Genomic DNA, 12,771 nt, shown 5'->3' with positions numbered 1-12,771 from the left:
GATTGGGTTCAAATAGCATTGAATTAGGTATGAAAGCGTTTTACAATGAAAGCAGGAAGTGATGAGGGAGGGTTGCTGGTGTTTGACCAAAGATCATATGCACTCTTGAAAGAAGTCACAATGTATGAAAATATCACCAAATCTGAAGTGATGCGAAAGCTGAATATCTCGGAGAGACAATTTCAGACTGATTTGGACAAGATCAATAATGCATTGGAAAACTTGGATTTTCAACGGATTGTTATTGAAGATAATGTATTCGTAGTAAATGAAAAGTTAAGAGATGCTACCAAATCTGGGTTGCTTCTGGATATTGATCCAAATCTCTTTGTCATTTCCGAACAGGATAGAGTATTTTTGATTTACTTATACACCTTTATTCGCAAGGAAGCGATTTCGAACTTCCATTATCAATTACTACTGGGTGTAAGCAGAAATACGGCACTGGCTGATGTTAAACGAGTAAGGGAATTATGCAGCAGTTGGGATATCGAAGTGGTATATACAAGAGCTGATGGCTATCACCTTGTTGGGGCTGAATATGATAAACGAAGATTGGCTTCCTATTGCATCGACACACTATTATCCCAAGCATTAGGCAAGGAAATACTCATTTTGGCGCTTAGGAAATGGAAGTTAGATGATTACTTGGTAACGACGAACAGAATCGTTATCGACTATTTAGCGGAAAATGAAATTCAGTTGGTTAATAGCCGAAAGAAAGAAATGATTACAAGACTTACTTTCATTCGAGCAAGAAATAAAAGCGATGAATTACTTTTTAAGGAATATGAAAAGCAAATCATCGAAAGACAGAATCTCTATAAACATGGGAAAAAGCTGGCGGAATACTTATTTAGCGAAGCCGGTGAATTGGAAAGCTATTACGTAACAATCCAGTTGCTTATTTCACAACAAGAAGTTTCCCGTGATGAAAACACATCGCTTGAAGATTTGGCGAATCGTATCATTGAAGAGTTTGAACGAATCACTTTATTGCCGATTGAAAACAAAAGCTTTTTGAAACAAAGCTTGTACAACCACTTGGTACCGGCGTTCTTTAGAATCGCATTTAGAATACCGTTAAGCAATCCATTGACAGCGCGGATTCAAGAAGAGTATCGGGAGTTATTCCAGTTTGTCAAACAAGCGTTATCTCCATTAAGCATGTGGACTGGACAAGTGATAAGCGATGACGAAATCGGTTTTTTTACCCTTCATTTCGGCGGTTATCTTGGCAGGAATAAAAGATATAAACCAGAAAAAATACATGCGATCATTGCTTGCACAAATGGAATCAGCTCATCACTTATGTTAAAGGCGCAGCTAAACGAAATGTTTCCGGAGATTATGTTATCCAGTGTTCACACCATCGGAGAAATTTCGGAAATACCTACATCAAGCTATGATTTAATTTTTTCGACTGTTGATGTTTCATCAATAAAACCGGTTTATATTGTAAAGCCTTTATTGTCACAAGTTGAGAAAAATTATTTATTTCAGGCGGTTGCATCAGATTTTCCACAAATGGATTTCAATCAAGTCTCCGTTGAACAGGTTATGTCAGTTGTACGTAAATATGCTGATATCAAAGAAGATGAAAAGTTATATTCGGAACTTGTTAATTTATTGCATTCACAAAACACAGATAAAGGGAGATATGCACCAATGCTATCAGAGCTATTAACTAAAGATATGATTCAGTTTACCAGTGAAAAATTAGCATGGAGAGATGCGATAACAAAAGCATCCAAACCATTACTTGAAGACGATAAAATTGAAACAAGCTATGTCGATGCAATGATCAGTAATGTAGAAGAACTAGGCGCATACATCCATGTTGGAAAAGGAATCGCTATTCCACATGCAAGACCAGAAACCGGTGTAAAGAGTGTCGGTATGTCCTTTCTTCGGACAACTTCGCCAGTATTGCTTTTGGATAAAGAAGAGCATGCAATCGACATATTTATTTGCATCGCCGCGGTTGATAATGAAGCCCATTTGAAAGCGCTCGCGCATTTAACGAAAGTGTTGGCAGATGATAAGAAGCTTCAAACATTGAAGGATGCAAAAACAGCTGAAGAAGTAATTGAAATTATAAAAAAGGGAGAAGATTAATCATGAAAATTTTAACAGTATGTGGGTCAGGTTTAGGAACAAGTTTTATGGTGGAAATGAACATTAATACAATTTTAAGCGAATTAGGCATCACAGATGTAGAAGTGAATCATTCAGATCTAAGTTCAGCAGCACCAGGTGACGCAGATGTGTTTTTCCTTGCAAAGGATATTGCGGAAGGCGGATCTCATTTAGGTGAGGTTATCGTTCTCGAAAGTATTATCGACATGGATGAGCTACGTGAAAAAGTAACACAAGTAATGAAAGATAAAGGAAAAATTTAAATTCCTAAAGGGAGTAATGGATTATGAATAATTTTCTCAGTGTATTAGTTGATATATTAAGTCAACCTGCAATTCTAGTCGCGTTAATCGCGTTGATTGGTCTCATTGCACAACGGAAAAACATATCAGATACATTAAAAGGAACAACAAAAACATTTGTTGGGTTCCTAGTAATTGCTGCAGGGGCAGGTATCTTGCAAGGTTCCTTGGCCCCATTTGGCGCTATGTTCGAGCATGCATTCAATGTAGCGGGCGTAGTTCCAAATAATGAAGCGATCGTTGCACTAGCCTTAACGGAATATGGTACAACAACAGCATTAATCATGTTTTTCGGAATGATTGTAAACATTATTATTGCTAGATTCACAAAGTTTAAGTATATCTTTTTGACAGGTCACCACACATTGTATTTGGCATGTATGTTGGCCGTCATTATGGCAGTAGCAGGATTTAGTACGGTACCGCTAATTGCAGCAGGTTCTGTGGCATTGGGTATTATCATGACATTGTCACCTGCGATTCTTCAACCATTCATGCGTAAACTCACTGGAAATGACAATGTAGCAATCGGTCACTTCAGTGCAGTTGGATATGCAATTAGTGGTTTGGTAGGTAAAGCAGTTAAAGGGAAAAATCCTACATCAACAGAAAAAATCAACTTTCCAAAAGGACTAGGGTTCCTACGGGATAGTACAGTTAGTATTGCATTGACAATGATTATTCTATATGTCGTTGTCGCATTGTTTGCAGGTCCAGCTTATATTGAGGCTGAATTAAGTGAAGGTACGAACTTCCTGGTATTCTCACTCATCCAGGGTGGAACATTTGCAGCAGGTGTATTCGTCATTTTATCTGGTGTTCGTTTAGTACTAGCCGAAATCGTTCCTGCGTTTAAGGGAATTTCAACAAAGTTAGTACCGAATGCTAAGCCAGCGCTAGATGTACCAATTATTTTCACATTTGCACCAAACGCAGTATTAATTGGATTCTTCTCCAGTTTCGTCGGTGGAATTGTCAGTATGGTTGTCATGGCATTTTCAGGAGGAATCATCATTTTACCGGGCGTTGTACCTCACTTCTTTACAGGGGCAGCAGCGGGTGTATTCGGTAACGCAACAGGTGGCGTTCGAGGGGCAGTTGCAGGATCCTTTGTTAACGGGATTTTAATCTCATTCTTGCCGGTATTCTTGATGCCAGTATTAGGAGATCTAGGGTTTGCAAACTCTACATTCTCGGATACAGACTTTGGTGTGGCAGGTATCTTCTTCGGAACACTAGCAAATTATGCGGGTCCGATTGCGATTACAGTTAGTCTAATCGTTATTCTTGCATTAATGTTCTTCGCGGGTTTATTCGACAAGAAGAAAGAACAAACAGATTCTAAATAAAAAGGAGATTGACTTATGCTAGCGACACAACTAGAAACAGCAGCGAAACAAATTAGATTGTATACATTAAAAGAATTGAAAGCCTTAGGTTTTGGACACTTCGGTGGAAGCTTATCAATCGTAGAAGCATTGGCAGCTATTTACGGCAAGCATTTAAATGTTGATACAGATACAGCAAACGATCCGAACAGAGATTACTTTGTTTTATCAAAAGGCCACGGCGGACCTGCATTGTATGCAACACTATTTCTAAAAGGGTTCTTTTCAGAAGAAGTTTTATATACACTTAACCAAAATGGAACAACATTGCCATCCCACCCGGACCGCAACTTAACGCCAGGCGTTGATATGACTTGTGGTTCATTGGGACAAGGTATTTCTGCTGCAACAGGTATTGCATATGGTAATAAACTTGCGGGTCAAGACAATTACACGTTCTGTATTGTAGGAGACGGCGAATTAAACGAAGGACAATGTTGGGAAGCATTCCAATTTGCATCCCATCACAAGTTAGAGAATTTGATTGTTCTGCTTGATGATAATAAAAAACAATTAGATGGTCCGACGAAAGATATTATCGATCCGCTTGATTTTGTTGCGAAATTAACTGCATTCGGCTTCGAAACAGTAGAAGTTGATGGATCTTCAGTTGATGCTATCGATAAGGCAATCGCACAAGCAAAAGAGAATAAAGGAAAGCCGCAAGCAATTGTTCTAGATACAATCAAAGGACAAGGCGTAAAACACCTAGAAGAAAAGGCCGACAATCATCATGTACGCCCAAATGAGGAAGATTGGAAAGCAATTAACGAAGCAATCGAGACATTAGAAGAACAGCTAGAAGGAGTGCTTGCAAAATGACTTTAATTCTTGAAAAAACTGAAAAAGAAATGCGTCAAGTATACGCTGAAACTGTTTATGAGCTAGCACAAAAAGATCCACAAGTAATTGTTATGGAAGCAGACCTAAGTAGCTCCATGTCAACAGGATCTCTAAAAGATAAGTTGCCAAACCAATATGTAAACGTTGGAATTATGGAAGCAAATATGATGAGTCTTGCTGCAGGTTTGAATATTACCGGCAGAAAACCATTCTTGCATTCATTCGGACAATTTTTAACAAGAAGAGCTTTCGACCAACTATTCGTGTCATTAGCTTATGCTAAATTATCGGCTGTACTTGTTGGTTCAGATGCAGGGGTATCTGCAGAACATAATGGCGGCACACATATGACATTTGAAGATATGGGATTAATGAGAAGTGTACCAAAAGCATCAGTCTATGAAGCGAGTGATCCAACTCAATTGGCTTATCTTCTTAAGAAAGGCTATGAAGAGGGCGGCGTCCACTACATTCGTACAATTCGTAAAGACACAGTAAAACTTTACGATGAAAATACTAATTTTGAAAAAGCACAAGTTTTAAGAGACGGTGAAGATGTTACGCTTGTCGCAAGCGGAATCATGGTGGCAGAAGCATTGCAAGCTGCTGATATGTTAGCAAAAGAAGGCATTGAAGCTGCTGTAATCGATATGTTCTACATCAAACCATTGGACGGAGAAACTCTCTTAAACTCAGTTAAGAAAACTGGAAAAGTAGTTACGGCTGAGAACCACAACGTTAATAACGGTTTAGGCAGTGCGGTTTGTGAATACCTAGCTGAAAATTATCCGGTTCCAGTACGTAGAATTGGTGTCAAAGAACAATTCGGTCAAGTCGGATTAACACCATTCTTGCAGGAGTTTTATGAATTAACTGCAGAAGATATTGTAAAAGCAGCTAAAGAATTAGTTAGTCAATAATATGAAATCTGAACCCTGCTATAATGGATAGCAGGGTTCTATTTCTTACATTTATTCGCAAGGAGGTAACGATATGTATCTTACTGATTACCATCACCACACAGATAATTCCTTTGATTCGAAAGCCAGTATGCTTGAAGTATGCGAACAAGCCATCAAAAATGGACTAGATGAAATTTGTTTTACGGAACACTTTTCCGTAAACCCTAAAGTTCCTACCTACGGACATCTAAATTTTGATAGATACTTTTCGCAAATTAATGAATGCCGCAACAGATATAATGGAAGATTGGTCATCAAAGCAGGCATCGAACTATGCGAGCCCCATTTGTTAAGGGATGAATATAAAGAGGCTTTAATAGATTTTGATCTAGACTTTATTATGGGCTCCGTGCACAATATTAACGAAGAAAAACTCAGAATCTATATGCAAAACAAAGACGCCCACGCTGTTTACCAAGGCTATTTTGAAGAAGTCTATGCACTCGTATCCCACGCTGACATAGATATCCTCGCCCATTTGGATCTCATGAAGCGATATGCAATAGACACAATCGGCAACTACAAGCTAGCCGATTTCCATTCAATCATCGAAGCTATATTGAAGAAGGCAATTGAAAGAGGAATCGGAATCGAAATCAACACATCCGGCCTTTCCAACAAAAGGGTGAAAGAACCTTTTCCATCCAAGGAAGTATTGAAGTTATATAAAAACCTTGGCGGCGAAATTCTCACAATAGGTTCAGATTCACACCGCGCAGAAACCGTAGGCGCCCACCTCGGCGACGCCCTTTCATTAGCAAAAGAAGTAGGCTTTGAATATGTCTACACATTTGAGTCAAGAAAAGCTAGGGCCGTCAGGATAACATAGTTCCAGTGCACTTCTTTCGGTGCAACATATTAGCTATTCTTTTAGGTACCTCTTTTTAGGTACCTCTTTTTAGGTACACTTTTTAGGTACCTGTGCAAGACACGATTCAGACAATACACTACAATTGCATAAAGTAGAAAGGGGATATCGACTGTATAACACTTCGTCGATATCCCCTTGATTGTTTATCCAGAGCCGCGAATTATCATAATTGTACCTTGCACAGGTACCTTCCATTGGTACCTTGCATTAGAAAAGTAAACCATTGAGATTCAATTAATCTTCAAATATACTAAATTAAAATCAATGAAAAGGAAAAGAGGTTGTTTAACATGGAGGATAAAATTAAGGATCTCACTTTGCTACTGCTATACCTGACGTCGTGGAAAGATAGAGACGACTTTCCAGAAATGCCTAGAAGTTGGAAAGGATATCCGTTTTATGTATTAAACGAACTCTCTGATGAGGACTTGATTAGGGATAGTAAAAGATCCAAATCCGTTTATTTAACCGGGGATGGGGTAAAAGAGGCGAAAGCATTGATGGAAAAGTATTTTGCTGAAGATGGGGATAGGGGGTAAAACTGGTTGAAAGGTACCTGTGTCAAAAACTTTTCGTACAATACACTACAATTGCCTCAAGTGAGCAGTGATAAGACTCTACAACACTTGGTTGATATCCATACGACTTATTACCCTAAAACATGAAAAGTCAAAATTGCACCGTGTACAGATGTCAAGAAAAGATCGCGACCATCGACTTGTTCCCATGTTTTTCGAGTTGATAAGCGGGGAATACTGGAAGTGCAGGAGGGATAAAATGCCAGTAAATTTAAAACGAGCTTATGACGATGTTTCTAAAAAAGACGGCGTCCGAATTCTTGTTGATCGATTATGGCCTCGCGGAATTTCAAAAGAAGATTTACAAATTGATCATTGGATGAAAGAAGTCGCGCCTTCAGATGAATTAAGAAAATGGTTTGATCATGAAACGGAAAAGTTCGAGAGATTTAAAAAGAAATATAAAAAGGAATTGGACGATAAAAGTGACTTGATGGAAGAGCTCAAGGATATTGTAATAAAGCATAAAAAGAATGTAACATTAGTCTACGGCGCAAAAGATGAACAGCATAATCAAGCGGTCGTACTAAAAGAAATTCTAGACAGGCAACAGGTTTAGGTGCCTGTGCAAGATATTCGAACAATACACTACAATTTCATAAAATTAGAAGGGATACCGACTTACTGCACTTTGTCGATATCCCTTTAACTTTTTATCCAAATTCATTAATGTTAATCATACTTCCAACTGTTTGTCCTCCTCCGCAGTCTGTTTATACGTTAGACAGTATTGACAATAATCCTGATTCGTTTTATCAATCGGATTTGGAAGGAAATTGGCTACTACATTCGTTCTCAAGAAGCTTGGTGGAGTTAGGTTTTCATTTGCGTAATAGCGAAACGAACTGTAAGGGTAATCTTCGGGCTTTTCCACAATTGGAATTAAGGTATCGATTGGGTTGCGATGGATGTAGCTGCTAATAGCGAGAATTGCATTTGGACCATTCGCTTGTTTGGAGAAATATCTTTTTTCATAAATCCGGCCGACGTGAGCATAACGTTTTGCGTAATAATCGCTGTATCTTCGATTGATACGCGCCATAACTTTGGCAAGGTCTACATATTCCGAGCGGATCAGCAAGTGGTAATGGTTCGACATGACGCAATAGGCGAGCATCGTATAACCGTCTTTTGCTGCGCCGTATTCGAAAATGCGCATAAGCTCCGTAATGTCTTCCTCGGTCTGAAAAATATTTTGCCTGTTGTTCCCGCGCATGCTGACATGATAATAGGCGTGCGGATGCCAGTTTCTTTTACGTCTTGGCGAATTAAAAACCCCCTTTATTCCTATTCAATCAAATTTCCTTAATCATACTTAAAAAATGACTTACCATCAATCCGATGGAAGAAAAAGTAAGTAACTAAAAATGAATCTTGAACCGTCATAAACCCAGCGTTAAACTGGAAAATGAAAACTAAAATGTAATTTTACAGCAAGAATTCGACCGATAATTTTATTTTGAGGTTTTTACTCCCCACCGCGAAATCCTCAAGCGGTTATTCGATACTAACTAGTGTATATTGGTACTATACAACACATATTATCTAGGTACTTGTGCAAGAAACAATTCCAAAAATACACTACAATTGCATAAACCTAAATCGAAATACTATGATAGAAGGATTCGTTAAATCTTTTATGAATATTAATTTAAAGACTCGAATTGTCATAAGTGTACCTTTAAAGAGGTACCTCTTTAAAGTTACCTCTGTTAACCCTTTTAATAAATGGACTTGCGAATAGATATCATCCAGAGGAGATTGTTAATGGATAAATTATATGAACCTGCACTTCATTTTCGTGAAGTGGATTATTCGGTTGGTGATATAAATATATTAAAAAAGATTACGGGATCGTTTCCGAAAGGGAAGATTACCACGCTTGTCGGTCCTTCAGGGGCAGGGAAGACGACATTGTTGAAATTGTGTAATGGTCTTATATCTCCGACTGCTGGAGAAATTTTGATTCACAAGAAACCGATTGCGACATTCGAACCTGTGGAATTAAGACGTTTTGTGGGCATTGCGCTTCAAAGTGCGCCGATGATTTCAGGCACTGTATTTCAAAACCTATGCCTGCCATTAGAATTACGCGGGGGAAAGTTGAGTGAAGAAGATGCGATTCGTTTTCTAGAGGATGTCGGATTAGAGGATAAGTTTTTGCATTGGAAAACGGATGATTTGTCGGGTGGACAGCGTCAAAAGGTATCGATTGCCCGAACGTTAGTGAATCGATCGGAAATTTTGCTGTTGGATGAAATCACGTCAGCTTTGGACCGGACTTCATTACATGAAATCGAAGAATTAATAACCAAAATCAATCGGAAATACGGCGTGACGATTATTTGGATTACGCATAATTTGGAGCAAGCTTTGTCAATCGGCGACTATACTTGGGTAATGATGGGCGGAGAAGTTGTTGAAACTGGGGAAAGTGGGTTGTTGAAATCACCGAAAAATGAACTCGTAAAGCAGTTTGTACAAGGAGATTTATCATGACATATATAACGTTATCTATCACGCTGATATTTGTTGTTATACCTCTGATTTTATCCAAGACACTCCGGTTAGGTTTAGAAAAAGACACGATTATCGCGACGATCAGGTCGATTGTTCAATTATTAGCAGTTGGATACGTGCTGAAATTCGTGTTTGATTCAGAAAACCCTATCTATATCTTCTTAATGGTAGCGCTTATGATTTTAGCGGCAACGCAAAATGCGCGCACAAAAGGGAAGTCGATTAAGGGAATTACGTGGAAAATTGCAGTCACGCTCATATTCGTCGAAGTGCTGACGCAAAGCATCATGCTAGGCTTCAAAATCATTCCAGCAACTGCGCCGTATATCATTTCGACGAGTGGAATGGTCATCGGAAACTCGATGGTGCTGTCGATTTTATTCCTCAATCGCTTTACAGCAGAAGTGGAATCGCATGCGGATGAAACCGAATTAATTCTTTCACTCGGTGGTACCCCAAAACAAGCCATTAACAGGCAACTCATCAATTCGATTAAAGCGAGCATGATTCCAACAATCGAAAGTCAAAAGACAATGGGACTCGTTCAACTCCCCGGCATCATGAGCGGTCAAATCATTGCAGGCGCGGACCCAGTCCAAGCAGTCCAATACCAATTACTTATTATTTTCTTATTGCTCACAACCGCATCGGTAACCAGTATTTTACTTGGGTTTTTATCGTATCCAAGCCTTTTTAACGAGCGAATGCAATTGTTGAGAAAGTAAATGCATGGATAGCGGCAGCCGCCTTTGGGGATATTAAGTAGTATTATTACGCGAAAGGTTGTTGTTCCTTGTACTTATTCCGATTATTTATCCTCGCCTTTATGGCATTCATACTCGTTGCAACTTGTACATCTGATCCCCATGCATTTTTGTATAATCAAGTTGTAAGCTTTAAAATAAATCCTTCACCAGTGTTCGCTGATTTGTTTATTATTGGCGATATTCCTTTAACAAGCGGCTTTTATTTGATTCAAAAAACGGCGCATGTCTTAGGGTTTGGCGTACTTTATATTTTGCTCCTTCGGGGTTTTAACAACATGAAAATTGCCTTCGTAGTAAGTGGTTCGTATGCATTACTTACAGAAGTGTTGCAACTGTATTTTTCTCGGAGTGGCCGGCTGTTTGATGTAGGGATAGATTTGGTGGGGATTTACTTGGCATATTTACTTTGTAACTCCTTTTCTAAAAATGCAATTGATGATAGGGAAAATAAACCATTGATTGCTGATCATAAGTGATGTATACTAAGAACACAAGCTGCATTGTTCGTATGACTATTAAGTTTTAACCTTTATACTGTAACAGGGAGTTTTACATCGAAATTGGAATGGCATGCCTCGTTCATTATTAATGAGGACGTACAGGAAAATTTCTGCGAACACCCACTTTTAGAAGTGGTGGTTTAAAACTTTCTATATAAATACGGCAGAGGCGGCTTACCTACATAAAAAATTAGATTAAAGATCATAGCAAAGTACTGTCCACTTCGGATGGTGCTTTTTTTGTTTGCGAATTTGTTAGGTACCTTTGGTAGGTGTGTGTGGTACCTGTGCAAGAAACAATACACTACAATTGCATAAAATAAATGGGAGTGTCGACTTCATAGTGTTTAGTCGATATTTTTCTGACTATTTATTTACATTCGTGAATAGTCATAATTGTACCGTGCACAGGTACCTTAATAAAGGTACCTTAATAAATAAACATCACTGTGTACTATCAGTTATAACTTTCCGATCAGTCCCCACGTGCTCCCAATTGATAAAAGTCTCCATTATTAGTGAGATCAAAAATCCCATGATGAAACCATTTGTTATTAAAGGGAGGATAATTGCGGGCAAAAAGGTGAATAAACTAGCATCGACCGTCATTATACTTACGCCTATTAGTACAGGGGCTGCAATCCGATAAATCGTAACTGAATTAAATGTATAGCCATTAAAACTTTTTAAGGAAGTCCCCAACAATTGGGAATAAGCCACTAATAATACAGCGTTACCTACAGCCATAGGAAGCGTAGCGAGCATTAGACCTAAAGTGGGTATTATTCCGATGACTATAACAAGTCCGCCACCAATTAAAAAAGGTCTGCGATCAAAAATCTGTGTACTTTCCAAAAAACCTATAGACGAAGCAAACGGCGCAAAGACAACGAGACCGAACAAGGATGCAATCATGGAATAGATTCCAGTCAACAAATACGAGAATCGATATCGGTTCCTAGAAACATCCACATCCATTAATTTAGATGCAGCCTGAATGGATGCCACCGTATTACTTAAATTAATCATACAACCTAAAAAGGTGATAGCAATTATGCCGTATTCCAAATTCGGCGTACCTAATGGAAATAGAGAAAATGCAGCGACCCCACTATCTGTGACAGGCTTAGCGATTGGAAATAGCAACGCATAAACAATCCAACCACCCAACATGCCAATTAAAATTGAAAAATCGCCAATTACTTTATTTCCTATTATCTTCATTAGCGCAACTACAATTGCAAGTCCAAAAGAAAATAATGTGATACGCCAATTCAATGAACCGTCTACATTAATCTCCAACATCCCATTGAAAAAAATGAATGTAAGTTGAAAAGTTAAAAGTAATAAATAGACGCTCATAACCATTGGGCTAAATATTTTTTGAACGAATGAAATTAAATTAGATGCTGCTAAAAGGATTGTTACAATACCAGCAAGTATTATGCCAGTTGCAATTCCTCCACCAATGCTATGTAAACTTAAGCCAAGTGAGGATGCCGATAAACACAAGTTAAGAATTAGGCCCCAAATTACCCCTGAAGGACCTTCCATCAAAGGGAATCGATGTCCAATTAGCCCTTGCAAGATACAAGCCGCGCCAGTCACGATAAGTGCGCTACGTAAAATAGTGGCAACTTGTTCTGGCGGCAAACTGAAAGCAAAACCAATTGAAATAGGGACGACAACAATATTCGCGAAAATAAAAAAGAACCATTGGACTGAAGCAAATGTTGTAGACCAGGATAATATTCTATTCATAAAATCACCTTTTTTCAATAATAAATAAACCTAAATTATATTACTCTATCAAGATTAAGAGAAAATGCTTATCATAATAATTTATTAACGAAATTCATGTAATTTGCGGATAATTCGATAGAGTCTATTTACTAATGATA

13 protein-coding genes and 1 other RNA gene are annotated in these 12,771 nt (G+C 38.4%); 12 read left to right on the top strand and 2 right to left on the bottom strand.

The features are described from left to right. The first annotated feature begins 78 nt into the window (after nucleotides 1-78). From J4G36_RS10115 to J4G36_RS10080, 8 genes are all read left to right on the top strand, one after another. The gene (locus J4G36_RS10115) at nucleotides 79-2,118 is read left to right on the top strand and encodes a BglG family transcription antiterminator (RefSeq protein ID WP_210469876.1); all 2,040 of its coding nucleotides are present in this window, start codon (nucleotides 79-81) and stop codon (nucleotides 2,116-2,118) included. A gap of 2 nt (nucleotides 2,119-2,120) precedes the next feature. Beyond that, on the top strand, nucleotides 2,121-2,402 hold the full coding sequence (locus tag J4G36_RS10110) for a PTS sugar transporter subunit IIB (protein ID WP_210469875.1): 282 nt from the start codon (nucleotides 2,121-2,123) through the stop codon (nucleotides 2,400-2,402). A gap of 23 nt (nucleotides 2,403-2,425) precedes the next feature. After that, nucleotides 2,426-3,790, top strand: a complete 1,365-nt coding sequence (locus J4G36_RS10105; RefSeq protein WP_210469874.1) for a PTS ascorbate transporter subunit IIC — start codon at nucleotides 2,426-2,428, stop codon at nucleotides 3,788-3,790. A gap of 15 nt (nucleotides 3,791-3,805) precedes the next feature. Further along, complete coding sequence (locus J4G36_RS10100; protein ID WP_210469873.1) at nucleotides 3,806-4,651, top strand: transketolase; 846 nt, start codon at nucleotides 3,806-3,808, stop codon at nucleotides 4,649-4,651. Then, nucleotides 4,648-5,592 (top strand): transketolase family protein, encoded by a 945-nt coding sequence (locus tag J4G36_RS10095; RefSeq protein WP_210469872.1) that lies wholly within the window; start codon nucleotides 4,648-4,650, stop codon nucleotides 5,590-5,592. Before J4G36_RS10100 ends, J4G36_RS10095 begins: the two co-directional genes overlap by 4 nt. 73 nt (nucleotides 5,593-5,665) lie before the next feature. Further along, on the top strand, nucleotides 5,666-6,463 hold the full coding sequence (locus tag J4G36_RS10090; protein ID WP_210469871.1) for a histidinol-phosphatase HisJ family protein: 798 nt from the start codon (nucleotides 5,666-5,668) through the stop codon (nucleotides 6,461-6,463). A 332-nt stretch (nucleotides 6,464-6,795) separates the two neighbouring features. Then, nucleotides 6,796-7,044: a DUF6429 family protein gene (locus J4G36_RS10085; RefSeq protein ID WP_210469870.1), complete on the top strand. Its 249-nt coding sequence runs from the start codon at nucleotides 6,796-6,798 to the stop codon at nucleotides 7,042-7,044. A 238-nt stretch (nucleotides 7,045-7,282) separates the two neighbouring features. Next, nucleotides 7,283-7,642 carry a DUF488 domain-containing protein gene (locus J4G36_RS10080; RefSeq protein ID WP_210469869.1) on the top strand — a complete coding sequence of 120 codons (360 nt, stop codon included), beginning with the start codon at nucleotides 7,283-7,285 and terminating at the stop codon, nucleotides 7,640-7,642. Between the two features lie 117 nt (nucleotides 7,643-7,759). Here J4G36_RS10080 and J4G36_RS10075 read toward each other — a convergent pair whose 3' ends face one another. After that, nucleotides 7,760-8,368 (bottom strand): transposase, encoded by a 609-nt coding sequence (locus J4G36_RS10075; RefSeq protein WP_368668771.1) that lies wholly within the window; start codon nucleotides 8,366-8,368, stop codon nucleotides 7,760-7,762. A 482-nt stretch (nucleotides 8,369-8,850) separates the two neighbouring features. On the opposite strand from J4G36_RS10075, the gene J4G36_RS10070 reads away from it, so the two are divergent. The 4 genes from J4G36_RS10070 to ssrS all read left to right on the top strand — a co-directional run bounded on the left by J4G36_RS10070 (nucleotide 8,851) and on the right by ssrS (nucleotide 11,050). Beyond that, nucleotides 8,851-9,582: an ABC transporter ATP-binding protein gene (locus tag J4G36_RS10070; RefSeq protein ID WP_210469867.1), complete on the top strand. Its 732-nt coding sequence runs from the start codon at nucleotides 8,851-8,853 to the stop codon at nucleotides 9,580-9,582. Further along, on the top strand, nucleotides 9,579-10,328 hold the full coding sequence (locus tag J4G36_RS10065; RefSeq protein ID WP_210469866.1) for an ABC transporter permease: 750 nt from the start codon (nucleotides 9,579-9,581) through the stop codon (nucleotides 10,326-10,328). The genes J4G36_RS10070 and J4G36_RS10065 overlap by 4 nt, the downstream gene beginning before the upstream one ends. 68 nt (nucleotides 10,329-10,396) lie before the next feature. Next, nucleotides 10,397-10,846, top strand: coding sequence for a VanZ family protein (locus J4G36_RS10060; RefSeq protein WP_246880471.1), 450 nt, complete (start codon nucleotides 10,397-10,399; stop codon nucleotides 10,844-10,846). 13 nt (nucleotides 10,847-10,859) lie between these two features. Continuing rightward, nucleotides 10,860-11,050: non-coding RNA, 6S RNA (gene ssrS, locus J4G36_RS10055), on the top strand. A gap of 264 nt (nucleotides 11,051-11,314) precedes the next feature. On the opposite strand, the gene J4G36_RS10050 is transcribed toward ssrS, so the two are convergent. Next, nucleotides 11,315-12,631 carry a uracil/xanthine transporter gene (locus tag J4G36_RS10050; protein WP_210469865.1) on the bottom strand — a complete coding sequence of 439 codons (1,317 nt, stop codon included), beginning with the start codon at nucleotides 12,629-12,631 and terminating at the stop codon, nucleotides 11,315-11,317. Between the last annotated feature and the right edge of the window lie 140 nt (nucleotides 12,632-12,771).

It is taken from the genome of Sporosarcina sp. 6E9, assembly GCF_017921835.1.
Taxonomy (GTDB): Bacteria; Bacillota; Bacilli; order Bacillales_A; family Planococcaceae; genus Sporosarcina.
This window is presented reverse-complemented; position numbering and strand designations above follow the sequence as displayed.

Coding starts and splice junctions, on each gene's coding strand:
- J4G36_RS10085 (WP_210469870.1), top strand. CDS start 6,796: ATGGAGGATAAAATTAAGGATCTCACTTTGCTACTGCTATACCTGACG.
- J4G36_RS10100 (WP_210469873.1), top strand. CDS start 3,806: ATGCTAGCGACACAACTAGAAACAGCAGCGAAACAAATTAGATTGTAT.
- J4G36_RS10095 (WP_210469872.1), top strand. CDS start 4,648: ATGACTTTAATTCTTGAAAAAACTGAAAAAGAAATGCGTCAAGTATAC.
- J4G36_RS10065 (WP_210469866.1), top strand. CDS start 9,579: ATGACATATATAACGTTATCTATCACGCTGATATTTGTTGTTATACCT.
- J4G36_RS10090 (WP_210469871.1), top strand. CDS start 5,666: ATGTATCTTACTGATTACCATCACCACACAGATAATTCCTTTGATTCG.
- J4G36_RS10050 (WP_210469865.1), bottom strand. CDS start 12,631: ATGAATAGAATATTATCCTGGTCTACAACATTTGCTTCAGTCCAATGG.
- J4G36_RS10105 (WP_210469874.1), top strand. CDS start 2,426: ATGAATAATTTTCTCAGTGTATTAGTTGATATATTAAGTCAACCTGCA.
- J4G36_RS10070 (WP_210469867.1), top strand. CDS start 8,851: ATGGATAAATTATATGAACCTGCACTTCATTTTCGTGAAGTGGATTAT.
- J4G36_RS10110 (WP_210469875.1), top strand. CDS start 2,121: ATGAAAATTTTAACAGTATGTGGGTCAGGTTTAGGAACAAGTTTTATG.
- J4G36_RS10080 (WP_210469869.1), top strand. CDS start 7,283: ATGCCAGTAAATTTAAAACGAGCTTATGACGATGTTTCTAAAAAAGAC.